A 24243-nucleotide genomic window follows, 5' to 3' on the forward strand; every position below is an offset into this window, starting at 1 on the left:
AACCCCACAAGACACATGGCTCAACAAAAGATTTCCCTCACCCGCTACCTCGTCGAACAGCAGCGTGCCGACGGCCTCATTCCCGGCCAGCTGCGCCTGCTGCTCGAAGTGGTCGCGCGCGCCTGCAAGAGCATCAGCCAGGCCGTCAACAAGGGCGCGCTGGGCGGCGTGCTCGGCACGGCCGAGAGCGAGAACGTGCAGGGCGAGATCCAGAAGAAGCTGGACATCATCGCCAACGAAGTGCTGATCGAGGCCAACGAATGGGGCGGCCACCTCGCGGCCATGGCCAGCGAGGAAATGGACAGCATCTACGTGGTGCCCAACCGCTACCCGCAGGGCGAATACCTGCTCATGTTCGACCCGCTCGACGGCAGCAGCAACATCGACGTGAACGTCAGCATCGGCACCATCTTCAGCGTGCTGAAGAAGCCCGACGACCACCCCGGCGTGCAGGAAGGCGACTTTCTGCAGGCCGGCACCCAACAAGTGGCCGCCGGCTACTGCATCTACGGCCCGCAGACCACCCTGGTGCTGACCGTGGGCAACGGCGTGGCCATGTTCACGCTGGACCGCGAGCAAGGCAGCTTCGTGCTGACGCAGGAAGACATCCAGATTCCGGCCGACACGAAGGAATTTGCCATCAACATGAGCAACATGCGCCACTGGGACGAGCCCATGAAGCGCTACATCGACGAATGCCTGGCCGGCAAGGAAGGCCCGCGCGGCAAGGACTTCAACATGCGCTGGATTGCCAGCATGGTGGCCGACGTGCACCGCATCCTGATGCGCGGCGGCGTCTTCATGTACCCGTGGGACAAGCGCGAGCCCGAAAAGGCCGGCAAGCTGCGCCTGATGTATGAGGCCAACCCCATGAGCTGGCTGGTCGAACAGGCCGGCGGCGCGGCCACCAATGGCAAGCAACGCATCCTCGACCTGCAGCCCACCAAACTGCACGAGCGGGTGAGCGTGATGTTGGGTTCGCGTAACGAAGTTGAGCGGCTGACCCAGTACCACGCCGAGAAGGCGTGATTTCTTGGCTATAATCTGAGGCTTCGCCGGTGTAGCTCAGTCGGTAGAGCAGCTCATTCGTAATGAGAAGGTCGGGTGTTCGATTCATCTCTCCGGCACCATTTTTATAGGCGTATTCGCGAGAGTACCCACTTACCTTGATCAAGGTACCAGCAAAATCACCAGAGAGTGATTTTTCTGGTTTCGAAGGCCTCCCCTGTGGGAGGCTTTTTCTTTGGAGCTGCGGATGCCTTGGTTCGATACGTACCTGAAGCCAGTGCTCGACACTCTGACCGCCATTGGCACGCTAGTGGCCCTCGGAGCACTCGTAGTTACCGTCATAAAGAACCGCCGAGACGAAGACGCGCGCAAGCAGCAGGAGTTGCTGGAGCAGTGCAAACGAACTCTTGAGTGGGCATACAACGCATTGATGCCCGACCCTACACGTGAGGTGGCGGAAGCGAATCGGCTGAACTGGCTAACAGCAGCGCGTCACATCCTTGCGTACCAAGACCTCAAAAAGCTGATCACGGTGCAGCCACAAGCTCGGATTGTTGAAGACTTCGAAGAGTTCTGGCGTCATCGGTTTTATCTGGCGCTTTCCGACGTTGCCTTGTCGACTTACCACTACTGGGCTGTTGTTTACCGTCGAAAATTGACCCAGCTAGCGCAGTAATTTCCGTCTAAGACTGACCCACGTAAAACCCTACCCTGCTGTTTTTTAAAGCAGGGGATCCTAGGAGTGATAGACGTGGCGACATTGAGTGTCATCAGACGTTGGGCCCTGCGCGAGCAGATGTCCATCCGCGAGATAGCCAGGCGTACAGGCCTGTCTCGCAACACCGTAAAGAAGTACCTGCGAGGCGGCGAAGAAATGCCGCGCTACGCCAAGCGGACGGGCTCGAGCAAGCTCGATCCCTATGCCGAGAAGCTCGCGACCTGGCTCGCGATCGAGGCCACCAAATCGCGGAAACAGCGGCGCAATCTGCGGCAGATCCACACAGCCATGGTGTTAGCGCACCTTGGCCGTCGCCTTTTGTGCCTCACATCGACATCGCTGCGGTGTGCATCGATGTCCCGCCGTGAGGCGCGGCGGACCTTCAAATGTATGGGAGAAGCGCGCTGGCGGACGCCTCCATGCGGTGAACAAATTGGGGATCGCGTCGACTTTGAGCGCATCACCGTGATCGCTGCTGCGCTCGACGATGCGGAAGCTTAAGTCTTGATCTGCCTGCTCTTCGCACGACCGAGCGCACGTCGCGGCGCCTTGTACTCGGGATCAACCGCCCTTAGTGCCTCAGGCATCTTCTCTGCAATGGCAATCAGCGTCTTCGCGGCGCCCGTCGGCTCGCGACGCCCCTGCTCCCATTGCTGCAAGGTACGAACCGAGACGCCCAGCAGTTGCGCAAACCCGGCTTGCGACAAGCCCGCGTTCTCACGCGCGGCAACGACCGGCGTGTAGACCTTGCGCGTCTTGCCCGCGCCCATCTCGCGTGCAGACTGAATAAGCAAGGCCTCGAAGTCCTGGCTCGCTTCGAAGGCGGCCAGTTCGGCATCACCCATTGGCTTTTTCTGCGGCATCGCGCAACTCCTTCAAGGTTTCGCCAGAGATCGAATCGAGGTTCGCTTTGGCATAGATCAATATCAAGACGACTTCGTCGAACCTGCCGCGGTTGAAGTACACGACCCGTACGCCGCCGCTCTTGCCCGATCCGGCGCGGCTCCAACGCACCTTGCGGACCCCGCCGGACTTCTGGATGAGATCGCCAGCGTCAGGGTTCTCAGAGATGTAGGCTGCGAATTCACCGCGCTCGTCCTCTGTCCAATAATTCGGCCATAGCTTCTGGAAAAGTTGGTGTTCCAACGACGGTTAGCATGCGCCAAGTCGTACGCCACTGACGTACAGTCTACGCTTGCACGATCGTGAGGCCTGTCACGAATCCGGCATCAGAAATTCGCCATGCAAAACACGCCCTTCGCTTCAATCCTGTGTTCGTTAGCCTTCGCGCTCTGTGCTTCGCTCGCGACCGCCAAGCCCCTCCCCTATGAGCCAGCCGTCGTCACGCTCCAAGGCACGCTGCTCTCCGCTGACGGGATGAAGCCCGAGGGAGAGAAGCTCAAGTTCCCGGCGATACGGCTCACCGAGCCCATCTCCGTGCCGGAAGACGAGCCGCGTGATTGGCCTGCCGAGAAAAACGTGGTGCTACTGCACATGGCGCTCGACGAAAAGAACATGGCTGCGTTCAAGCGCCTCAAGGGCAAGACGGTCGAGGTCACCGGCCGACTCTTCCATTCGGACAATGGCAACCATCAGACGAACGTGCTGATCTTTCCGGTGTCGATCTCGCCCATCAAGTAGCCCGAAAAGGCCCGCCGATTCACAGGGCGGTCAGCGCGGTTCGGCCCGGCTCACGGTTTGGAAATTTTTGCGGCTTCTTGTACGACAGGTTGATCGACTGGGTCGGCTGAGCGAGATGAACGACGCCAGATCTTTCGCAATGTCGGCAGTGTCCAGTGCGCGCATATCGCGGATCAGGCTCAGCTCTTCCTGCATCGGCATCACGGTCGGCCGCGTTGCCCAATATGCCAACAGCTTGCCGGGGGTCATCGCGGTCATGGGCCTACAGGCTCTCGAAGAAGTAGGCCAGCACTGTGTCGTCGGCGAATCCCTTGTCGAACATTTCGTCCGAAAGAGACCGCGCGGCATCATCGAAGGAAATCTGGTCGAACTTCCGGTCCTGCAGCATCTTCACGAATGGTGCGCACCGCTCGGCAAGCTCCGCGTGGTCGACGGCAAGCTGCCTCACACCGTCGCTCATGACGTACGGCAAGACCACGAAAACGCGCAAGTCGAAGCGTACATGGAAGCGGGCCTGCATTTCCTTGCTGAACTCGCAATCGATCAGGTGCGAGTACCGATCGTTGGCGGGGCCGTGGCCTGTAGCGTGTGCCTTGGCTGCACTGAAGGCGTGGAGTACTTCGTCGAGTTCGTGAGCAGGCGTATCGGGCAGCGGCTCGAAGTCTCTTGCCGCAGCGAAGGCTTGGAGTTTCTGAATGGTCTGCGTCATGGCAAGTGCAGGGGCCGGTCAAACGATCTCGGCGAACAGGCTTTCGAACACGGTCGCCGGCAAGCCGTCGAGCTGCGTGGTGCAGCCCGGTGCAGGCAAAAAGAAATACGCGTGCGCCACTTCCTGCAGACCCTGCGCCGCAAGCACGGCCCGGCCCTTGTCTATCGAAGCCCTCACCGCTTCGGGCAACCTCGCTGGATCGATCGGGTGATTGACATCGCCTCGGTCGACCATGCCCCACTTCCTGTCGAAGCAGTAGACGGCAAACAGCGGCGCCTTCGACGAGATGTAGAAGCGAACATCGAATTCGAAGCGCTTCTTCAACATCGCGTCCCGCCCCGACAGCTTGCACGTCAGCGACTGCGCGGGGTTGTAGTTCATGTCGTCGTCCAGAACGAACGCCACGCCCAAAGCGTTCGACAGCGCAGCGCCCAGGCCGGCGTGGTCATGCACGCAGCCGGTGGGCTGCGCTGTCGCATCCAGGATGAACGGTGGAAGCACCGACGTCACGGGCTCACCGCGTACTTCAAGTCCCGGTGCTTGATGCGAATCACGGCGTGCGTGAAGACGATCTCATGGCTCAGAAATTCGTCGTCCAGAACCAGCATCTCGTCGACCAGCCAATCGCCATGCGACCGGTCGCCTGCGGGCCATTCGCTCTTCGTCTTCTCCACCGAATACGACTGCACGTCGCTGTAGCTCAGCAAGAGCCTGTTGCCGTACGCGCCAGCGAGGTGAATCTCCATGCGGCTCGCTCGAAGCTCCCCTTCTTCGAACTCCAGCACAACCAGCTTCTGCAGGCGCGCGTCGTGCGGGCATCGCTCGTCCCTGTGCGCGTAGTGCCACGGCGCGCTCATGAACGACAGGGCATCCGCCGGCACCCGGTGCCTGACCTGCGCCACGTAGGCGGGGTAGCCCGAGCTGTCCATCGCGTAACCGTCTGCGGTCTCGGAAAACTGGACGATCTTCAAGGCGCTCTTCTCCGGCCTCAGTCGCAGAACGCCGCAAGCCCCATGCCCTGTTCTGCGGCGCGGTCAAGAATCCTGCGGATCGCCTTGAAGGCCGCGATCTGCCCGCGATGCGCGCCAAGCGCGCCGGTGTTCGCGTCGAACACACGCTGCATCGTCACGACCTGCTCGGGGCGCAGCAGCGAGTCGTCGAAGTACGTGAGGTTGGCGCCCGCTTGCCTGCATTGGTCGAACACAGCGGCCAAGGAGCGATGCGCATCGAAATCGATGGAACCCGCGTGCACCAACCCGCGCGGATCCCTGGGCATGGCCCTGCATGAAGGTGGGACGAAGTAGATGTCGAGCATTCACCGCCGCTAGGGAGACATCTTCTTCGCCATTTCGGCGCGGGTCAGTTCCAACCCATCGGCATGCTTCGTCAACGGCATGTTGAGCGTCTGCTCCAGGGACCGCAGCCAATTGAAGAAGCCGACGGTGTGGGCTTCTTCAGCCTCGCCCATCTCGAAGATCCCGTTGTCCGCATGCCAGGTCTGCACGACCTCGACGAGCGCAATGAACGATGGCAGGTCTTGTTCGATGTCGCCCAGTGTCAGCGCCCGAATGTTGCGGATGAGTTGTAGCTCTTCGTCCAATGAGCCGACGGTAGGCTGCTTTTCCGCGGCATTCAGCAATTCTTTGGGGGTCATGGGGGGCACTAGAAGGGCGAGTTGATGAGCGGAATATGCGCCGCGTTTGGGTTGGACCCGAACGTACCCCAAGTTCCGTCCGTTCGAAAGTTCCCCCCCGGCCCCTTGATGCTGACAGTTGGGCCCAATGCGGCGTTGGATGTCGGCCAGTTGCTGACTGCCGTCGGGTTTGGCCCGTGTCCGTGTGCCGAGTAAGGAGGAGACTCGTACTTGAAGCCGCCCGACGGAAACTTGGTCGTATTCGGGGTCCAGTTGTTCGGCAGCCTGTTCTGATTGGCCCAAGCCTGCAGGTCGCCATAGTCGACCTTGCCGTTTCGCACCAGATCAGACGGACTGGTGGGCCGTGAAGTGAAGCGCCCTGTCTCGTTGTTTCTCCACCTGCTGCTCTTGCTGTCGAAGCTGCAACTCAGCCCCCAAGGGTCGATCCATGAGATTGGATTCGACGCATACGCCTGGAGATTAATGCCGCCCGCCAATCCGATCGGGTCAGGACTGATGAACCGCCCGATGTCCGGGTCATAAAACCGGAAGGTGTTGTAGTGCAGCCCCGTGTCCCGGTCGAGGTACTGCCCCTGGAAGCGCAGGTTTTGCGCGAGAGCATCGGTTGCTTTCTCGGCGGCACTGACAGGCCGGCCGTTCAGCGATGTGACTTCCCATTGCTCGGCAACGGTCGCTCCCCAGGTGCGGTAGCTCGCGCGCCAGCACAGGTTGCCGTCGTTGCTGCTCAGCTCTTCGGGCAGGCCCGCAGGGCCGTTGTGAAAGTGAAAGACCTGAGCGACCGCAGCGTCGTCGTGCGCGGGCTCGGCCCTGGCATCGAGCCGGGCCACCGGCAAGTGCCCGCCGGCCTCGTACACATAGCTCACCACCTGCGCGCCCCGGCGCTCCTCGATGAGCCGCATCCCCTCCCAAACAAACCGCGTGCTGCCGAACGCATCGTGCTTGGCCACCCGCCGCCCCATGGCGTCGTAGTCGAAGCGCGTGACCTGCGTGGTGGCCTCGGGCGTGTTCGGGCGCCGCGTGGTGTGCACGGCCACCAGCCGGCTCTCGTCGTCCCACTCGAAGCGTTGCGCGGTGTGCCTGCCCGACAGCTTGCGCACCAGCCGGCCGTGGCCGTCGTAGCTGTAGCGCTTGTCCTCGAACACACGCACGAGGTTGTCGCGCACATAGCCGGGCGCGGTCGATGATGCATCGAGCAGGTTGCCCGCGGGGTCGTAGGCGAAGCGTTCGCTGTTGGCAGCCGCGCTGCGCAAGGTCTCCTCGATGCGCCCGGTAGCGTCGTACCGGTGCCCTGTCGTGCCTTGCAGCGAATGCCGGCTCTGCCGCAGCTCGCCCACTGGGTCGTAGCTGTATTCCTTCATCAGCCCGTCGAGCAGGCGCGCCCCGGGCATGCCGGCGCTGTCGATGGCCTGGCGCCAGCTCGGGTCTTGCGTAGTGAAGGCTGTGTCCAGCCCGCCGGCCCGGCACCACGATGCGGCGCGCCGGCCCAGCGGGTCGAGCGCGAAGCGGGTGTGCAGCGCGCCCTGGCTGCGCCCCACCTCGCGGTGCAGGTCGTCGCGCTCGATGTCGCTGATGAGCTGGTGCACCGCAGGCGCATCGCCGCGCTGCTGCGACAGGTTGACCTGGTGCAGGTGGCCGGAGCCGTAGTAAAGGTAGTTCAGCGCGCGCTGCACGCCTTGCTGGCCCGTGTGCTCAGCGAGCGCGGGCAGCAACGTCTGCGTGCGGTTGCCGAGTTCGTCGTGCGCGTGGTGCAGGGTGTGCGTTTCGCCGGTTAGCTCGTCGATGGCGGTCTCTTCGATCAGCCGGCCGAGCTTGTCGTAAGCGAACACGGTGCGGTGCAGCGCGCGTGGTTCGTCACCCGTGCCGGGTTGCGGCGCCTCCTGCTTGATCGCTTCGGTCAGCCGGTCTAGCTGGTCGTAGCTGTAGCGGTAGTGGTGGCTCTGGGTGCGCTTCTCGACGAGGCGACCCACGGCGTCACGCAGCAGCTCGGTGCGCAAGGGGCGGCTCGCGGCGGGCCGTGGCGCGGTGCCGTCGTGCAGCGCGAGGTCTTCGTCGCCGATGCCCGGCACATGGGTGACGCACACCGGCCAGCCGTTGGCGTCGTATTCCACCTGCACGCGTGTGCCGCCCACGCGGCGCTCTTCCACCACGCGATCGGCAGCGTCGCGCACGAACTCGAAGTGCAGCCCGTTCTCGTTGACGAGCGACTGCAGGCGCTGGGCGCTGTCGTAGTGCCATGCGATGCGGCGCCCCTCGGCGTCCTGCCGCGTCAGCGGTTGGCCGCGCAGGCCGAGTGCGAATTGCGTGCTGCGGCTCAGCGCATCGGTGGCGGCCACGATGCGGCCGGCCGCGTCGCGGCGGAACGACTGGTGGCTCTGGTCAGGCTGCGACACCGACAGCAGCCGCCCCATGGCGTCGTGTGTCAATCTCGTGCGTTGGCCCGCGGCGTCGGTCACGGCCTGCAGGTGGCCCCAGCCGTCGTAGGCGTAGCGCGTGGTCTTGCCGGAGCAGTCGGTCAGGGAGACCAGTTGCGCGCACTCGTTCCAGGCCATGCGGTTGGTGCCGCCCTTGCCGTCGGTAACGACGATGGGCAGGCCCCGCCTGTCGTAGGCGTACTCGGTGGTGTGGCCCAGCGGGTCGGTCTCGCGCACCAGGTTGCCCTGGTCGCTGTAGGCGTAGGTCCAGGTGCTGCCGTCTGCCAGGGTCTCGCGCCAGCGCTCGCCGAACTCGGTCCAGCCGGTGCTCTGCGTGCGGCCGAGCGCATCGGTGCGGCTGCTCATGAGCCCCATGGGGTCGTAGGCGCAGCGCGTGGTGGCGCCGCCCGGCTCGGTGATGGCGACGAGCTGACGCAGCTCGTTGTACTGCGCATGCCATTGGCGGCCCGCCGCGTCGATGTAGTCGGTGACCTGGTGGTCGGCGTTCCAGTGCCAGGCGAATTCGCGGCCGAGTTGGTCGATGACCAGGGTCTCGCCCAGCGCCAGCGCATCGTCCGCGGGGGGCGTCATGCGGCGCACGGTGTAGCTCTCGCCGTCGTTTGTCCAGTGGCGGGCCACGTGCGCGTCGCCGGCCGGGCCGCGCCACTCGTAGTGGCACTCCAGCCCCGCCGCGTCGGCGTGGAAGCTCATGAGGCCCTCGGCGTCGTAGCCGAAGCGGCGCACCACTACGCCGTTGCGGTCGGTCACGTCGAGCAGGCGGCCTTCGGCGTCGTGCCTGTACGCCACCAGCAGGCCCGGCAGCTCGCCGGATGCACCGGCGGCCAGGCGCACTGCCCCCAGCCGGCGGCTCTCGCCCGCGTAGTCGAGTGCCAGCAGGCGCCCGGTGCTGTCGGTCACCTCGCTCAGCCGGCCCAACGCATCGTGGCGCAGGTCGATGAAGTTGCCGTTGCGGTCCTCGAGCCGCGCGAGCTTCAGCGTCTGCGCGGGCGGCTCGCCTTCGGCCGGTGGCTCGAACATGAAGAACAGCCCGCCCGGCACGTGAATGAAGTAGTGGCCGCCTTCGGAGCGGCACAGGTCCAGTCCGTCGCGCAGGCTGTATTGCCGAGTACCGGGCTCGATGTCTGGCAGCACCATCGGCCGGCCCTGCTCATCGATGAGCGTCACGGTGGGCTGTCCGGCGGCGTCGTTGCCCAGCCGCAGCTCCATCGCATAGGGCAGGCTCCAGCCCTGCCCCAGCGCGCCGTCGCGGCGCAGGTCATGGCTGCTGTAGAAGCGCTGCCACGCAATGGGCAGCGGGCCGGGCAAGCTGAAGTCGAGCTCGCTCTCGCCACCCAGAAACTTTCCGCCCGTGGCCGCATGCACCGGGTTGCCGAAGGAGCTGACCAGGCCGTGGATGCCCATGCCCAGCCCCACCGCGCCTTCGATCAGGCAAGGCAGCGCGTTCTTGCCCTGGCGCGCGAGCTTGGGCAGGCAGCGCAGGCCGCGGTAGATCATGACCACGTTGAAGATGGTCACCAGCACCTTCGAGATGAGCGGCACCTCGTCGGCCACCTCGCGCACGCGTGCGGTCGGCCCACCGATGAAGACGGTAGGCGAGCCTTCGCTCACCTTGGCGCCGCACTCGGTGTGGTCGTCCTTGCGCGAGGCCACGCCCATGTTGACGAACACGGTCTCCGCGCCTTCGGCAAGAAGGATCTGCGGCGAGTCTTTCTTGCAGCTCACAGTGTCCATTGGCATCTCGGGCGAGGCGCGCGCCGCGCCTATGGCCTTGCTGTCGATGAACACGTCCGACGAGCCGCTGGTGATCATGCCGGTCACGGTGAGGGTCTCGGGCACCAGCGCATCGGCAATCGACTCGCCCAGGCTCGCGCCGACATACCCGCCGACCATGCGCGCGCCCACCACCACAGCGCCCGCCACCAGCGGCCCCGCAAGCCCCCCGGTGCCGACCACGGCGGCAGCGGCCACGCCCACCGCGAAGCCGACGGCGATGCCGCCGATCAGCCCGCCCGCGAACTTGGCCCAGAAGCGCGCGTGCGCGTTGGTGTGGGCAATGGGGTCGTGCAGCCGGGCAGCGGGTTTACCGGCCATGGGTCGTCGTGGCCTTCAAGGTGTCAGGCCCCGGGCTGAAAGCTCTCGAGCGTGCGCTGCCACAGCGCGAGCGCCTCTGTGTCGAACGGCACGGGGCTACTGGCCGTGAGAATGAGCACGGCCTTGCCGGTGGCGTCCTGCGGCAAGAGAAACACGGCCTGGCGCTGGTGCAGCGCCTGTCCGTTCTGCTTGAACTGCGTGGCGAGCTCGATGGCGCGCAGGCTCGCAATGGCGGGCCCCACGGCGATGTCGGTGCGCGACACCTCCTTCAGCTGGCTCACCTGGCGCGTCAGGTCGTTCATCTGCCGCGTGACGAACTGCGCCAGGCTCTCCTGCGCGCGCAGCGCGTCGCGGCTCACGATGAGCGTGGTGCCGGAGCCATCGGGCATGGCCAGCACGTTCATCGAGCGATCGATGCGCCCATCGTCCGGCACGTCGAACTGGCCTTCCTGGATGTGGTACTTCATCAGGCTGCTTTCTTCCGGTTTTGTTCTATGCGGGGTCGAAAGCCGCGAAGGCCAGGCAGTCGGGGTTGCGCTCGGTGAAGCCGAACGACAGCCGGCCCCAGCCGAGCGTGGCCGTGAAGGTGCTCGCTTCGTCGAGCGAACGGCCGCGCGGCACGTCGATGAGTTCCAGTGCGGCGTAGTGCTGGCGCACTTCGGCCATCGGCACGCAGCGCCCCTTCAGCTCCAGCACCAGAAAGCCCTGGCTCGCGTCTTCGCGCTTGATGCGCAGGTCGATGCGCGCAAGCTCGGTGCCATCCGCTAGGCGCACCGGCGTACCTTCGAAGAACCGGAACACGTTGCCGCCCGCTGCATGCGTGTCGCTCAAGGTGGTCGACAGCGTGCGGCCGACCTTCTGCGTGGAGAACGGCAACTGCGCCGCCAGCGCATCGATGGCCTGCCAGAGCGTCATGGTCGTGGCTTGCAGGTTCATGGGTTCAGTGTTTGCCGGCATATTTCTTGTCGTAGGAGTTGCCGTAGTACTGCGTGTACTGCTCGCCGGTGGTCGATGTGGTGAGCGTGCCGTAGTACTTGCCGGCCGCGGCCCTTGCGGCCTCCCGGGTACCACCCTTCACCATGCCGTTGTAGGCCTCGTTGAAGGCCTCCACGTTCGCGGGGTTCGCGCCCTGGAGGATGTCGACCTTGGCCGCACGCCAGACTTCACGCTGCACCTGGATCTGGTTCAGCGCAGCCTCGCCCTCGGTGCTGAGCATGCTGTTGACGAACGCGGTCTTCGAGGAAATGTCGGGCTTGAAGCGGTATGAATAGACCGCGTGCCCGACCTCGTGCGACAGCGAGGCGGCGGTCTTGTACGGGTCGCTCGCGTAGTCGCCGTCGATCACGATCTTCCTGACACCCGGATTGGTGTTGGCATACGAGCCCCCGCCCGCAGGGCCATAGCTGACATTCCATTTCTCGCCCTGCAGAAACTTGATCTGCCTCTGCAACGTGGGCGACCTCGCCGCGATGGCGTCGACGCCTTTGCCGAGGCCGGTGGTGACGTAGCCCGGCGGCGCGGCTGCGGGCGCAGCACGCTCCGATGCCTCTGCCGACGTGGCAGCGGCCGCAGGCGTCAGGGGCACGCCGTCTTCCACCACGGCTTCCTCGCTCTGGCTGCCGATGGGCGCATCGCAGTTCAAGAAGATCTTGCTGCCGCGCTGGTCGAGCTCGCCCGTGAAGTTGACGAGGCCCTTCACGCCGTTGATGTTCACCGTGCCGTCGGCCAGCAGCACGATGGACGACTTGCCGCAGATCAGCGAGATGCTGGTCTTGCCGGTGACGAACACGTCCTGGTCGGCCGCCTGGATCACGACCGACTTGCGGCCGGTGATGTTGGCGTTGCTCTCGGTGGAGGTCATGGAGGCATCGGTCTTCGACACCAGGTTGACGGCGCCCGCGCTGGCGTGCGAGACGATGTCGCCGCCCGACACCACGTTGACCTGCCCGCCCTCGCTCACCTGCGTGAGCATGCCGCCGGTAACGAGCTGCGTGAGCTGCGCGCCGGTGGTCAGCGTCATGGCCGAAGTGGCGCGCATCGACATGCTCTGCCCCGAACTCACCACGATAGGCTTGGGACTGATCATGGTCTGCCCCTCGGGGCTGACGATGGAGACCACGGGCTTGTCGATCTTGCGCGAGAGGTCGAGCATCTGCTGCGCGTCGGCCATGGCCGGGTCGGGGTTGTCGGAAACGCCCGCTTCCGGCGTGCCGCCCACGGCCAGTGCTGCCACGGCCTGCGAAACACCGCCCGCAGCCTGCACGCCCTGCACCAGCCCCATCAGCGTCTGGTTCTTGCCCTGCGCCATCGACCCGACCAGCGCCTTGGTGGCCGCAATGGCCTGGCCCGACGCCTGCATCAGCGCATTGCTCTGCGCCAGCGTGGCGCCCATGTGTTCGTGGCCGTCGGGGTTGTCGCGCGAGACGCGTTGCGCGTAGTCTTGCGTGTAGGTGGTCAACAGCAGGCCCTTGTCCGCGCGGATGGAGCCCCACTCGTTGGTGCGCAGCTCGAAGCCATAGCTGCGCTGCACGCCCGAGCCCTGGTTCATCAGGTAGCCCATGTGCAGGTGGGTGTTGCCGTGGTCGGTCGACAGCTCGATGTGCTCGGTGCCGCGGCTGTCCTCGAAGCGCAGCATGTGCTTGCCACCGCCGCCCTTGCTCCAGTTCGTCTGGAAGCCGGTCTGCGTCTTGTGGCGCGGCAACTCCCACGGCGGCATCTGCGCGGCGTTGTAGACACAGCCGGTGACGATCGGATAGTCAGGGTCGCCGTTGAGAAAGTCGACGATCACCTCCTGTCCGATACGCGGGATATGCATGGCGCCGTAGTTGCTGCCAGCCCAGGTCTGCGACACGCGAATCCAGCACGACGAGTTCTCGTCGCGCCGGCCATAGCGGTCCCAATGAAACTGCACCTTGATGCGGCCGTACTCATCGGTGTGAATCTCTTCGCCCGCAGGGCCCACCACCACCGCGGTCTGCGGTCCGGTGGTGCGAGGCCTGGGCGTGACGCGCGCGGGGCGATAGGGTGCGCTGTCGGGCAGCACCTCGAAGGTCTGGCGGTAGCTGGTGCTGCTGGTCGATTCGCTGTAGGCCGCGTCCGCCGCGCCCACCACGCGCAGCGCGTTCTCCTGGAAGTCGTAGGTCACGGCCTCGATCAGGTAACGGCGGTTGTCCTCGGCGTTCGGATGGCGCGCCAGCTCGAACAGGTAGCCCGGTGCCATGTGGCGCAGGTTGCCTTCGGCGCTCACCAGTTCGCGGCGCCCGGCGAGTTGCTCCAGCCGCAGGCGTGCATAGTTCTCGCCGTCACCCAGCTCGGTGTAGCCGCCGGGCCAGTCGTATATCTCGAAGTCATCGCGGCTGTGGCCGGCCGGCTGCTGGCGCACTGTGTCGATCTCGGCGTTGGGCTTCTTGAAGTCGTAGTCGTCAGCCGCGAAGTTGCCCGAAGCGATGTCCTCCGAATGGCTCCAGCTGTCGATGAAGTCCTGCTCGAGGATCTGCGCCGCCAGCACGCCCGCGTGGTACGGCACCTTCACCGGACCGCTGGGCAGGGGGGTGTGCGAATCCGCCCCGTCGCACAGCACCAGCTGATGGCTGCCCTGCGCGTGCGAGAAGAAGTAGTAGATGCCCTCCTGCTCCATGAGCCGGCTGACGAAGTTGAAGTCACTCTCCGAGTACTGCACGCAGTAGTCCCAGGTGCGGTAGTTGCCGCTCAGGCGCGCATCGATGGCATAGCCGTAGGGCGCGAGCACCTCCTGCAGGATCTGCGGTGCCGTCTTGAACTGGAAGATCTTGAAGTCGGAGCGCCGCGTGGCGTACCACAGCCAGGGGCGCAGCGTGGCCTCGTACACGCACATATCGCCGTCGTCCTTGCCCACGTAAGCAAAGCGCGTGACCTGTCCGCTCAGGAAGCGCTTGCCGGCGCCGCCGAGTTCCGTGGCGAGGTTCACCTCGATGCTCATGTCCTCCCCCAGCATGCGCTTGGGCTGGATGTTGGGCATGTCGCTGATGAGTCGAACGCGATGCTCGAACAGTGCGGAGATGCGCTCCTGTCCCGTCATCGAGCGGAACTTCAGGCGCTCGCCCAACACGCTGTGGGCGATGAAGCTGCGGGTCATTCCTGGAAGGCTCCCTGGTCAATGCGAGCCCGGCGCGTGCCGCAGAAGCGAGCAACGCGCCCGGCAAAGGGAACTCATGCTTCCTTGTTTTCCTTGATGTTCCAGCCCAGCACCGTCTCGGCGCCCTTGCCGCCCTTGTCGGTCTGCTCCCAGTACTGCTGCTTCACCTTCGCAGCCTGGAAGGCGTACTGCACGAACACGGCGTCCGAACCCTGCTCGGCCGTGTACTGCACCGAGGTGACCAGTACTTCTTCGAGCGTGACGCGGGTGTATTCGATCTGCGAACCGCCGGCCTTGCAGACTGACACTTCGATCTTCGCCAGGTGCTTGCCGCTGGCGCAGTTCTTGAGCACCGAAGGCGCCGCCTTGTCGATGCGTGCCAGCACCTGCAGGTCGTTGAAGCTGGCCTTGCCAACCCCGCCGCCGCCGCCGCTGACCATGTTTCCAGGCTGCGTTGCTCCCCACGCAAACGACTTGATGTCCGTCCACTCCTTGTGGTTCGAGTCCTTCGATTCGCCGTTTGCGCCTTCAACGCGCATGAACATGTCTACTGCCATGAGATCAACTCCCTCAGAAATTGCGTGCCCATTGAGGACACCGTGGAACCAGCCGCCCTCCCCTTGCAGGAGGACGGCAGCGAATCGCAACCGGATGGCGCCAGCGCTGGTGACACAGCGGGGGTCGCCCCATTTTTCAGGCGCAACGCTTTCGCATTACATCGCGCCTTCGAATCCATTCGTGCCCACTTTCCATTCGATCAAATCGAAACAAGTACGCAACGGAAGGCCCGATTTTTAACAAACTTTTCCTGCTTTATCGATCTGTTGCACGGATCTTTTTTGTCTATTTCTTCAGAAGACGTCCGAAACAAAACAATAAGTTTTAAGCCGCCTCATCTCGCGAAGACACAATGAGCCAAAGGGTCTGCGAGGTGTTGGCGGTCCGCGCCACATCGGGTTCGCAAGGCCCGTACCTTAAGCGAGGCACCTGCGCACGACCAGTGCCAAACGGCATGCGGAGAAAGAACTACAGACACTGCCTGCACGATGCGCTGATCGATTCGAACAAGAAAGATCAATAAAAAAGCCCGTCATCGACACGATGACGGGCTTGGGTTGAAGCAGCGCTGCAGGGCAATCACGTGCCGGCTCTCGCCTCGTGAAGCCACCTTGCCACCAAGGCCGGCACCACGTCAGTGGCCTTGCCTTGCAGGAAGGTGAATCCGTGCGGCACGTCTTCCATGTCGAGCGCAACCAGCACCTTCTGCGCAGAGCGATCCGCGTATCGCACCAGCGATGCCGCCGGGTTGACAGTGAGCGACGTACCCACCACCAGCACGCGTGCCGCGGTGGCCACATGCAACTCAGCTTCGTCGAAGTGCTGCACCGCTTCGCCGAACCACACGATGTCGGGCCGCAGTTGCGTGCCGTCCTCGCACAACTGGCCCATGGCAATGGGTTCGCCGTCGATGCGGTAGCGCCTGGGTTCAGGCTCCGACGTGCCGCGCGCATACGCGAGTTGCCCGTGCACGTGCAACACGTTGCGCGAACCCGCACGCTCGTGCAGCGCATCGACGTTCTGCGTGACGATCACAACTTCGTACGCCGACTCGAGCGATGCAATGGCGAGGTGTGCGGCGTTCGGCTGCGCCTGCCACGCCTTCGCGCGTCGCTCGTTGTAGAAGGACAGCACCGCTTCAGGATACTTTCGCCAGCCTTCAGGGCTTGCGAGTTCCTGCCACGAGTAGGTGTTCCACAAGCCCTTGGCATCGCGGAACGTGGGCAGGCCGCTTTCGGCACTCACACCGGAGCCAGAGAACACGACGATCTTGTTCGGTTGGACTTCGGGTTTCATGCTTCGTTGCTCCTTTGGGATTTTTGCGTTCGAGTATGGTGCTGGCGCCCATGCGAAAGATGGACAGATTTTTTGGCTCCCCGAACACGGATCGAACGTGTGACACGCGCATTAACAGTGCGCTGCTACTACCAACTGAGCTATCGGGGAAAAAGTGGATGGATCGATGGATGAATGGAGGCGCGACCCGGAGTCGAACCGGGGTGGACGGATTTGCAATCCGTTGCATAGCCACTTTGCTATCGCGCCGGAATATATGGCGTTCCGCAGGGGAGTCGAACCCCTGGCTTCCTCCTGGACAGGGAGGCACTCTGGCCACTGAGTTAGCGGAACGAAAGAGAAAACTGGCAGACCCTCAAGGATTCGAACCTTGGATGCCGGGATCAAAACCCGGTGCCTTGGGCCACTAGGCGAAGGGCCAGAAAAGATTGGCGCGCGCGGAAGGAGTCGAACCTTCAACCGTTGGGTTTGGAGTCCAGTGCTCTGCCAGTTGAGCTACACACGCGTGGAAAAAAAGACGAAGAAAAAAGATGGTCTGAGTGGCAGGATTTGAACCTGCAGCCTCCTGCTTCCAAGGCAGGCCGTCTACCAGATTGACACTACACCCAGAGAAAAAGAGAAGAAAAATTGGTGCCCCAGGGGAGACTCGAACTCCCAGGATTCCGCTTCTAAGGCGGACACGTCTACCAATTGCGTCACCAGGGCTGAATGAAAGATGGTGTGAGGCGACGATCCGTTCCAGTGGCCGGTCTCGCCTCGGTGCTTGCGAATTTTTAAAGAGCGTTCACGAGGCCGGAGCCCGGTGTCATGCAGCACGATCGCTGCTTGAGAAGATGAGTGACGCGAAAAACAAAGAGGCCCGGAACCTTGCGGTGTCCGGGCCTCTTTTCGAGAGAGCTTGGGAGGTCTGCGCCTATGCGCTTCCTCCACCCGGTTGCACCTGATCCTCGTAATCGCACGACCACAGATTGGTCTGCGGCTTCTGCATGGAATACGGGGACTGATCGAGCTGTTGCGACGACGGCAGCAGACCAAAGCTGAGGCCGGCATGCGATGCGATACGCACGAACACATTGCCCGATGCGGGGCAGGTGCTGTAGATGCGGATCTGTGCGGCTTTCACGATGTGTGTCCTGTTGGCATTGACTGGGTTTGGACTGTAAATAGTCTTTACACAATCGTCAACTGCCTCGATCAACTTTTTTTTCAAGTACCGTTGCGGCAACACACTCCCTCCCCTTCACCTTCAGGAGCCCGCATGGCGTCTTCGACCCTCGCAGCCCATCCGCACTACGACCGCCTGATCGCAGCCGCGCGCAACCTGCCTCCGTTGCGCGTTGCAGTGGTCCACCCCGCCAACGCTGTGTCGCTCGAAGCAGCACTCTCCTCAGCGGCACTGGGCCTCATTGCGCCTACGCTGGTCGGCCCTCGCGCAAAGATCGAAGCCGCGGCGCGCGAGATAGGAGCCGACATCTCGAACGTCACCATCGTCGACGCACCACACAGCCATGCCGCAGCCGATGCCGCCGTCGCGATGGCACTGCGCGGCGAGGTCGATGCATTGATGAAGGGCAGCCTCCACACCGACGAACTGATGGGCGCAGTCGTGCGCCGCGAAGGCGGCCTGCGCACCTCGCGCCGCATCAGTCATTGCTTCGTGATGGACATACCCGGCCACGCACAGCCGCTGATCATTTCGGATGCGGCCATCAACATCGCGCCCACGCTCGAAGAGAAGGTCGACATCGTGCAGAACGCCATCGACCTCGCGCATGCGCTGCAGATGCCGGCGGTGCGCGTGGCCGTGCTCTCGGCAACGGAAACCGTCAACCCGAAAGTGCCGTCAACGCTCGATGCCGCAGTGCTGTGCAAGATGGCCGATCGCGGCCAGATCACCGGCGCGGTGCTCGACGGTCCGCTTGCGATGGACAACGCCATCGACGCCGAAGCCGCGCGCATCAAGGGCATCACCTCGCCGGTTGCGGGCCGCGCCAACGTGCTCATCGTGCCCGACCTGGACGCGGGCAACATGCTCGCCAAGAGCCTCACCTTTCTCGGTGGCGCCTATGCAGCAGGCATCGTTCTGGGCACGAAGGTGCCAGTGATCCTCACGAGCCGCGCCGATTCCGAGCCCGCACGACTCGCCTCGTGCGCCGTCGCGTCCATGCTGGCGAAGGCAGGACGCGACAAGCTCATCAAGGCAGTCGGCTGATCGACCAGGGTCAGCGCGCGCCGGCCACGATCGCAATCCCCCGGATCTGCCCCGCCTCCACTGCACGCTCCGGCTTCGGATAGTGCGCCGGTGCAAACCGGTGCAGCAACTCAGCCTCCCGCAGCTTCGCGGCTTCGAGGTTCGCAAGCTTGACGTGGCCAAAGCCGCGAATCGACAGCGGCAACGCAGCAATGCGCGCAGCCGTTGCCTGGTTGTCGACCGACAGCTCACCAGCCATGGCTTCGAGCAGGCCATCGAAATGCGCGATCAGCTCACGCTCTGCGCGCCGCTCGCCAGTGCGCCCGAACGGATCGAAAGCCGTGCCGCGCAGCCGCTTGCCAAGCGCCAACCAGCGCATCGCTGACAGCATCCAGCCGCCGATACGGATCTTGGCTGGTGCCTGCCCGTGTGCCGCACGAGAAACCAGCGGCGGCGCCATGTGGAATTCGAGCTTCAGATCGCCTTCGAACTGCTCCTTCAGCTTCTGCATGAATGCGCCGTCTGTGTACAGGCGCGCCACCTCATACTCGTCCTTGTAGCTCATGAGCTTGAGCAGGCTGCGCGCAGCATTGCGCGTGAATGGCAGGCTCGCATCGCCGCCAGGCAGTGCCGCCTCGTGTGCCTGCAGGCTGCGGATGCGTGTCTCGAAGCGTGCCGCCCATGCGGCGTTCTGATAGCCGGTCAGATGGCGGCGTGCATCGGCGAGCAGCGTCTCGAGCGGGCGCTCGTCGGCAGTTGATGCATGCGCATCGACAGGCGCAGCGCGCAATTGATCCAGCGCCGCAGGGTCACCCGCAGCAAGCCGCCCCAGCGAGAACGCCGACTGATTGGCCGCCACCGCCACGCCGTTCAGCTCGATCGCATGCATCAGCGCCTCCAGGCTCAGCGGCACCAGCCCGCGCTGCCATGCGTAGCCGGTCGCGACGATGTTCGCCGCCAGCGTGTCGCCCAGGAATTCTTCCGCCAGGCTTTGCGCATCGAAAGTCTCGACCCGCTCTTCGCCGGCAACGAAGCGCATCTTCTCCAGCAGCAAGTCCACATGCAGATCCGCATCCGGATTGCGCAACGACTCGGCCACCGGAATCTCGTGGATGTTCGCCAGCACGCGCGTGCGTCCGTGCCGCACGGTCTGCAGCGCATCGGCCGACGCACCCACAACCACATCGCAAGCCAGGATCGCATCGGCCTGTTGCGTGTCGATGCGCACCTGATGGAGCCGCTCGCGCGAATCGGCCAGCCGCACGAAGCTCAGCACCGAGCCGCCCTTCTGCGCGAAGCCCATGAAGTCGAGCACGCTCGCGGCCTTGGCTTCCAGGTGCGCCGCCATCGCGATCACCGCGCCGACCGTTACCACGCCGGTGCCGCCCACGCCGGTCACGAGCAGGTCGTAGGGGCCGGTCCACACATGCTCCGCCGGATGCGGCAATGCGGCCACCCGATGCAGGAAGGCATCGCGCCCGGCCGCCAGCGCGCCGCTCTTGCGGCGCAGTTTGCCGCCCGTCACGCCCACGAAGCTGGGGCAGAAGCCCTTGGCGCAGGAATAATCCTTGTTGCAGCTGGTCTGATCGATCTTGCGCTTGCGGCCCATCGACGTTTCGTGCGGCAGCACGGCCACGCAGTTGCTTTGCACGGTGCAGTCGCCGCAGCCTTCGCACACCGCCTCGTTGATGAACAGGCGCTTGGGCGGGTCGGCCAGTTCGCCCTTCTTGCGGCGGCGGCGCTTCTCGGCCGCGCAGGTCTGTTCGTAGATGAGCACCGTCACGCCAGGCATCTCGCGCAGGCGGCGCTGCACATCGTCGAGCGCGGCGCGGTCGTGGAACTCGGTGCCTTTCGGAAAGCGGTCCTTGATATCGTCGTACTTGCCGATTTCGTCACTGACGACGACGACCTGCCGCACTCCTTCGGACTCGACCTGCCGCGCGATGGCATCCACGCTGATGACGCCATCGACCGGCTGCCCGCCCGTCATCGCCACCGCGTCGTTGAACAGGATCTTGTAGGTGAGCGTTGCCTTGGCCGCCACGGCCTGCCGGATCGCGAGATAGCCCGAGTGGTAGTACGTGCCGTCGCCCAGGTTCTGGAACACATGCGGCGTCTTCGTGAACATCGCGTGCGAGATCCAGTCAACGCCCTCCCCGCCCATCTGGATCAGCCCTGCCGTGCTGCGGTCCATCCAGTTGGCCATGAAGTGGCAGCCGATGCCGGCGCGCGCCGTCGAGCCTTCGGGCACCTTGGTGCTGGTGTTGTGCGGGCAGCCTGCGCAGAAATACGGCACGCGCTTGACCGCATCGCTCGCGTTGCCGAGCAGCTCGGGCGGCGTGAAGTCGCGCACGTGCTGCAGGTGGTCGCCCAGGTCGTGGTTGTCGGGAAAGTGCACGGCCAGCCAGTGCGCGACCAGCTCGATGAGCCGCGAAGGGCGCAGCTCGCCCAGCGCCGACACCAGCGGCTGGCCGTCGCGGTCGTGCTTGCCCACGAGCACGGGCCGTGCATCTGCTGGCGCGTTGTAGAAGATGTCGCGCAGCTGCGTCTCGACTACTGCGCCCTTCTCCTCGACGATGAGAATCTCTTCGAGCCCCTGTACAAAGGCCTTGATGCGCGTCTGCTCGACAGGAAAGCTCAGGCCGATCTTGTAGAGCCGCACACCGGCGCGGGCCAGTTGCTCCGGAGAGAGTTCGAGCCGGCGCAGCACTTCCATCAAGTCGTGATGCGCCTTGCCGCAGGTGACGATGCCCACCTTCGCGTGCGGGCTCACGATCACGTCGCGATCGATGCTGTTGCGCTTGGTGAAGGCAGCCACGGCCGCGAGCTTGTCTTCGAGCCGCGATTCGATGCGCAGCGACGGCAGATCGGGCCAGCGGTAGTGCAAGCCGTCCGGCGGCGCGCGGTGGCCGGTGACGGCGCTCACGGTGTCGGCGTCTTCCCAGGCCTGGACGCGCTCGTTGATCACGTCCAAGTCCACCGTGCCGGCGCTTTCGACCACTTCAGACAGCGCCGCCATGCCGACCCAGGCGCCCGAGTAGCGCGACAGCTCGTAGCCATACAGCCCGAACTCCAGGTACTCGGCAACGCACGAAGGCTGCATCACCGGCATGCGCCAGGCCATGAAGGCGTGGTCGCTCTGGTGAGGCATCGACGACGACACGCAGCCGTGGTCGTCGCCCGCCACCACCAGCACGCCGCCGTGCGGCGACGAGCCATACGCATTGCCGTGCTTGAGCGCATCGCCCGCGCGGTCTACACCCGGCCCCTTGCCGTACCACATGGCGAACACGCCTTCGACGGTGCGCTCCGGGTCCGACTCGACGCGCTGCGTGCCCAGCACCTGCGTGGCCGCCAGTTCTTCATTGACGGCTGGCACAAAGCGGATGCCCGTTTCCTTGAAGCGCTCACCGGCCTTCCAGATCGCCTGGTCGACCATGCCCAGCGGCGAGCCGCGATAGCCGCTGACGAAGCCCTGCGTGTGCAGGCCGCGTTGCGCGTCGCGCCGGCCCTGCATCACCAGTACGCGGATCAGCGCCTGCGTGCCGGTGATGAAGACCGAGCCCGAAGGAGCCCAGAGGTTGTCGGAGAGTTGGTAGCCGGGCCGTCTGAGTGCGGCTGTGTCGTGTGGGGCGTTCATGCCCGGAATTGTTCTGCGACACACCAGGGAAGTGCTTCTTCAATACACTGGCGCAGACCCTTGTTTGAAGAATAATCTTCTCGGAATTTGCCATGAACGTCGATTCTCTTTCCCTTGACGAGCATTGCCTCAAGATTCTTTCTGCACTGCAGCATGATGGCCGCCAGACGGTGCAGCAGATTTCAGACACCATCGGCCTGTCGCCCACGCCCTGCTGGAAGCGCATCAAAGACATGGAAACAGCCGGCGTCATCCGCGGCTACACGGCGTTGGTCGACCCCGAACTGGTGGGCCTGCACGTGTCTGCCGTGGCCGAGGTGAACCTCGACCGGCACAGCGAGGCGATGGTGCAGCGCTTCGAAGAGGCCGTGGCCGCGAGCCCGCAGATCATTCGCTGCGTGTCGGCCACCGGGCCCGCCGACTACATCCTCAACGTGACCGTGCCGGACATGAAGCATTACGAGCGCTTCCTTCATGAGGTGCTGTTCAGCCTGCCCGGCGTGACGCACGTGCGCTCGAGCATCGTGCTGCGCGAGATCAAGTCGGAAACGGCGCTGCCGCTCGACCACCTGCTGCCCGGCACGCCGGGCAAGCCTCGCGCGACGGGGGGCCGGCGAAGCTAAGGCCGGGCCGTGTGGAGAATGCCGGCATCCGCAGCAACGAAGACGTCCTGACCATGCCCTCACCAAAGACGACCGCCTTCTTCCCCCGCCTCGCGCTCGCCGCGCTGATTCTTTCTTCTGCCGGTGCCGTCGCTTTCGCGGCCACGCCGACCGCGACCGCGGCGCCAGCGACTGCGCAGAGCGCAGCCAAGGCCGTACCGGGCGCCCCGGTGCCCGCAGGCTCGCCGCTGCAGACCAGCCCGGTCCACTTCCAGTTCGCCATCTACTACGCCAAGACCCCGGCCACCGACCCGATGGCCGCGTTGCGCAGCCGGCTCGCCAAGCTCAGTGGCGGCCCCAAGCTGTTGAAGGCGGCACCCACGCCAGCGACGGCCACCGAGCCCGTGGTCTTCGCGAACTGGAACACCACCACGGTGCTCAAGGAGTACCGCGCGCCGAGCATGGAGATGCTGCAGCGCTTCGGCCGCGGCATCTCGCGCGAGCAGGCCGAAGCCCTGCAGACCGCGGACAAGGCACTCATCATCGATTTCGCGCACCCGGCGCAGCAGTCTTCGGCCGCGATGCAGAAAGCCTTGCAGCTCACACTGCAGGTGGCGCGCGATACCAACGGCCTGCTGTGGGACGAAGAAACGCGCGAGGTCTTTTCGCCCGATGAATGGCAGAAGCGCCGCATCGACACCTGGGCCGGCGGCGTGCCCGACATGTCGCAGCACACGACCATTCATGCCTACCGCAGCGGCGACCTCGTGCGGGCCATCACGCTCGGTATGTCGAAGTTCGGGTTGCCCGACGTGGTCGTGAGCGATTTCTCGTGGTCGAGCAACCGGCCGATGGGCAACCTCGTCAACATGTTCTCGCAGGCGATGGTCGAAGGCGCCACGCTGGCGCAGCCCGGCCAGTACGACCTGGACCTGCGCGCACTCAAGCACGCCGCCGCGCGCGACCCACAGCTCACGCACCTGAAGCCCAATGCCGCAGCGGTGGCCAGACTCTCGCTGGTCAACGGCACCTGGGAAAGCGGCGATCCGCAGAACCGGCTGTACGAGATCCGCTTCGATCGCTACAAGGGCCCCGACCGCTATGCACAGCAGACCGCCATGCTGGTCTCGGTCTTCGGTGCCGACGAAGACAGCGTCACACGGCTCAAGCACAACGACGAACTGCTCGCCGCCAGCAAGGCCGCCAACGCGCAGTTGCCCAAGCTGCGCGACGCCTTCACCAAGGGCCTGCAGCCCGGTGAATACATTCTCGTGAAGGCGCCCTTCACCACGCGCAGCGGCAGCAACGAATGGATGTGGGTCGAAGTCGCGCGCTGGAACGGTGACGCCATCGAAGGCCTGCTGAAGAACGAACCGGTCGAGGTGCCGAACCTGCACGCGGGCCAGATGGTGAAGGTTTCGCAAGCCAAGGTGTTCGACTACATGCGCCGCTACGCGGACGGCCGCGAGGAAGGCAACGAGACCTCCAAGATCATCGCGCGCATGCAGGGCCCGAAGAAGTGAGCGGCATGAAACACGCCGCCTGACCGACGACGTGCGAGTACGAACTGACGCAAGCTGGAGTCTTCC

At 64.4% G+C, this 24243-nt stretch carries 22 protein-coding genes, 7 tRNA genes and 1 pseudogene; 8 read left to right on the top strand and 22 right to left on the bottom strand.

The features are described 5' to 3' along the window. Window positions 1-15: 15 nt before the first annotated feature. The 4 genes and pseudogenes from ACSFCA_RS15280 to ACSFCA_RS15295 form a co-directional block, all read left to right on the top strand. Window positions 16-1029, top strand: a complete 1014-nt coding sequence (locus ACSFCA_RS15280) for a class 1 fructose-bisphosphatase (protein ID WP_093051765.1) — start codon at window positions 16-18, stop codon at window positions 1027-1029. Between the two features lie 25 nt (window positions 1030-1054). Beyond that, a tRNA-Thr gene (locus tag ACSFCA_RS15285) sits at window positions 1055-1130 on the top strand. A 125-nt stretch (window positions 1131-1255) separates the two neighbouring features. Continuing rightward, a complete protein-coding gene (locus ACSFCA_RS15290) occupies window positions 1256-1684 on the top strand; it encodes a hypothetical protein (RefSeq protein WP_435460052.1) in 429 nt (142 codons plus the stop codon). 66 nt (window positions 1685-1750) lie between these two features. Then, window positions 1751-2020, top strand: a pseudogene (locus ACSFCA_RS15295) (helix-turn-helix domain-containing protein); the annotation flags it as partial. Between the two features lie 203 nt (window positions 2021-2223). Here the strand turns inward: ACSFCA_RS15295 and ACSFCA_RS15300 are convergent. Further along, the gene (locus ACSFCA_RS15300) at window positions 2224-2589 is read right to left on the bottom strand and encodes a helix-turn-helix domain-containing protein (protein WP_309148866.1); all 366 of its coding nucleotides are present in this window, start codon (window positions 2587-2589) and stop codon (window positions 2224-2226) included. Next, the gene (locus ACSFCA_RS15305) at window positions 2564-2872 is read right to left on the bottom strand and encodes a type II toxin-antitoxin system RelE/ParE family toxin (RefSeq protein WP_435460053.1); all 309 of its coding nucleotides are present in this window, start codon (window positions 2870-2872) and stop codon (window positions 2564-2566) included. The genes ACSFCA_RS15300 and ACSFCA_RS15305 overlap by 26 nt, the downstream gene beginning before the upstream one ends. 96 nt (window positions 2873-2968) lie before the next feature. Here ACSFCA_RS15305 and ACSFCA_RS15310 point away from each other — a divergent pair, with 96 nt between their 5' ends. Continuing rightward, a complete protein-coding gene (locus ACSFCA_RS15310) occupies window positions 2969-3367 on the top strand; it encodes a DUF4431 domain-containing protein (protein WP_258353757.1) in 399 nt (132 codons plus the stop codon). 30 nt (window positions 3368-3397) lie between these two features. On the opposite strand, the gene ACSFCA_RS15315 is transcribed toward ACSFCA_RS15310, so the two are convergent. The 19 genes from ACSFCA_RS15315 to ACSFCA_RS15405 all read right to left on the bottom strand — a co-directional run bounded on the left by ACSFCA_RS15315 (window position 3398) and on the right by ACSFCA_RS15405 (window position 17344). Further along, window positions 3398-3625, bottom strand: a complete 228-nt coding sequence (locus tag ACSFCA_RS15315) for a hypothetical protein (protein ID WP_435460054.1) — start codon at window positions 3623-3625, stop codon at window positions 3398-3400. Window positions 3626-3629: 4 nt separating this feature from the next. Beyond that, window positions 3630-4076: a hypothetical protein gene (locus ACSFCA_RS15320; RefSeq protein WP_435460055.1), complete on the bottom strand. Its 447-nt coding sequence runs from the start codon at window positions 4074-4076 to the stop codon at window positions 3630-3632. Window positions 4077-4094: 18 nt separating this feature from the next. Continuing rightward, window positions 4095-4586 carry a hypothetical protein gene (locus tag ACSFCA_RS15325; RefSeq protein ID WP_435460056.1) on the bottom strand — a complete coding sequence of 164 codons (492 nt, stop codon included), beginning with the start codon at window positions 4584-4586 and terminating at the stop codon, window positions 4095-4097. Next, entirely contained in the window at window positions 4583-5047 is a 465-nt protein-coding gene (locus ACSFCA_RS15330; RefSeq protein ID WP_435460057.1) for a hypothetical protein, read from the bottom strand. The genes ACSFCA_RS15325 and ACSFCA_RS15330 overlap by 4 nt, the downstream gene beginning before the upstream one ends. Before the next feature lie 17 nt (window positions 5048-5064). Next, window positions 5065-5352, bottom strand: coding sequence for a hypothetical protein (locus tag ACSFCA_RS15335; RefSeq protein ID WP_435460058.1), 288 nt, complete (start codon window positions 5350-5352; stop codon window positions 5065-5067). 48 nt (window positions 5353-5400) lie between these two features. Continuing rightward, entirely contained in the window at window positions 5401-5730 is a 330-nt protein-coding gene (locus tag ACSFCA_RS15340) for a hypothetical protein (protein ID WP_435460059.1), read from the bottom strand. An 8-nt stretch (window positions 5731-5738) separates the two neighbouring features. After that, window positions 5739-10253: an RHS repeat-associated core domain-containing protein gene (locus tag ACSFCA_RS15345; RefSeq protein ID WP_435460060.1), complete on the bottom strand. Its 4515-nt coding sequence runs from the start codon at window positions 10251-10253 to the stop codon at window positions 5739-5741. A 23-nt stretch (window positions 10254-10276) separates the two neighbouring features. After that, window positions 10277-10720, bottom strand: coding sequence for a DcrB-related protein (locus ACSFCA_RS15350; RefSeq protein WP_435460061.1), 444 nt, complete (start codon window positions 10718-10720; stop codon window positions 10277-10279). Between the two features lie 25 nt (window positions 10721-10745). Beyond that, window positions 10746-11189: a hypothetical protein gene (locus ACSFCA_RS15355; RefSeq protein ID WP_435460062.1), complete on the bottom strand. Its 444-nt coding sequence runs from the start codon at window positions 11187-11189 to the stop codon at window positions 10746-10748. A 4-nt stretch (window positions 11190-11193) separates the two neighbouring features. Then, on the bottom strand, window positions 11194-14367 hold the full coding sequence (locus tag ACSFCA_RS15360) for a type VI secretion system Vgr family protein (RefSeq protein WP_435460063.1): 3174 nt from the start codon (window positions 14365-14367) through the stop codon (window positions 11194-11196). 74 nt (window positions 14368-14441) lie between these two features. Next, window positions 14442-14924, bottom strand: coding sequence for an Hcp family type VI secretion system effector (locus ACSFCA_RS15365; RefSeq protein ID WP_258353749.1), 483 nt, complete (start codon window positions 14922-14924; stop codon window positions 14442-14444). A gap of 580 nt (window positions 14925-15504) precedes the next feature. Continuing rightward, window positions 15505-16221 (bottom strand): SIR2 family NAD-dependent protein deacylase, encoded by a 717-nt coding sequence (locus ACSFCA_RS15370; protein ID WP_435460064.1) that lies wholly within the window; start codon window positions 16219-16221, stop codon window positions 15505-15507. A gap of 73 nt (window positions 16222-16294) precedes the next feature. After that, window positions 16295-16371 (bottom strand) — tRNA-Asn (locus ACSFCA_RS15375). Between the two features lie 25 nt (window positions 16372-16396). Next, a tRNA-Cys gene (locus ACSFCA_RS15380) sits at window positions 16397-16470 on the bottom strand. A gap of 8 nt (window positions 16471-16478) precedes the next feature. Further along, window positions 16479-16554 (bottom strand) — tRNA-Asp (locus ACSFCA_RS15385). A 96-nt stretch (window positions 16555-16650) separates the two neighbouring features. Beyond that, window positions 16651-16726: transfer RNA gene (locus ACSFCA_RS15390), tRNA-Trp, on the bottom strand. A 26-nt stretch (window positions 16727-16752) separates the two neighbouring features. Continuing rightward, window positions 16753-16830 (bottom strand) — tRNA-Pro (locus ACSFCA_RS15395). 19 nt (window positions 16831-16849) lie between these two features. Continuing rightward, window positions 16850-16926, bottom strand: a tRNA-Leu gene (locus ACSFCA_RS15400). 208 nt (window positions 16927-17134) lie between these two features. After that, window positions 17135-17344, bottom strand: a complete 210-nt coding sequence (locus ACSFCA_RS15405; RefSeq protein ID WP_258353747.1) for a hypothetical protein — start codon at window positions 17342-17344, stop codon at window positions 17135-17137. Window positions 17345-17479: 135 nt separating this feature from the next. Between ACSFCA_RS15405 and ACSFCA_RS15410 the strand changes: the two genes are divergently transcribed. Next, window positions 17480-18433: a phosphate acetyltransferase gene (locus ACSFCA_RS15410; protein ID WP_435460065.1), complete on the top strand. Its 954-nt coding sequence runs from the start codon at window positions 17480-17482 to the stop codon at window positions 18431-18433. Between the two features lie 10 nt (window positions 18434-18443). Here ACSFCA_RS15410 and ACSFCA_RS15415 read toward each other — a convergent pair whose 3' ends face one another. Next, window positions 18444-22052 (bottom strand): indolepyruvate ferredoxin oxidoreductase family protein, encoded by a 3609-nt coding sequence (locus ACSFCA_RS15415; RefSeq protein WP_435460066.1) that lies wholly within the window; start codon window positions 22050-22052, stop codon window positions 18444-18446. Window positions 22053-22144: 92 nt separating this feature from the next. Between ACSFCA_RS15415 and ACSFCA_RS15420 the strand changes: the two genes are divergently transcribed. Continuing rightward, entirely contained in the window at window positions 22145-22675 is a 531-nt protein-coding gene (locus ACSFCA_RS15420; RefSeq protein WP_093059524.1) for an Lrp/AsnC family transcriptional regulator, read from the top strand. A gap of 53 nt (window positions 22676-22728) precedes the next feature. Continuing rightward, complete coding sequence (locus tag ACSFCA_RS15425; RefSeq protein WP_435460067.1) at window positions 22729-24177, top strand: DUF2314 domain-containing protein; 1449 nt, start codon at window positions 22729-22731, stop codon at window positions 24175-24177. Window positions 24178-24243 lie beyond the last annotated feature (66 nt).

Origin of the sequence: Variovorax multivorans, assembly GCF_051216835.1 — a bacterium.
GTDB lineage: Bacteria > Pseudomonadota > Gammaproteobacteria > Burkholderiales > Burkholderiaceae_C > Variovorax.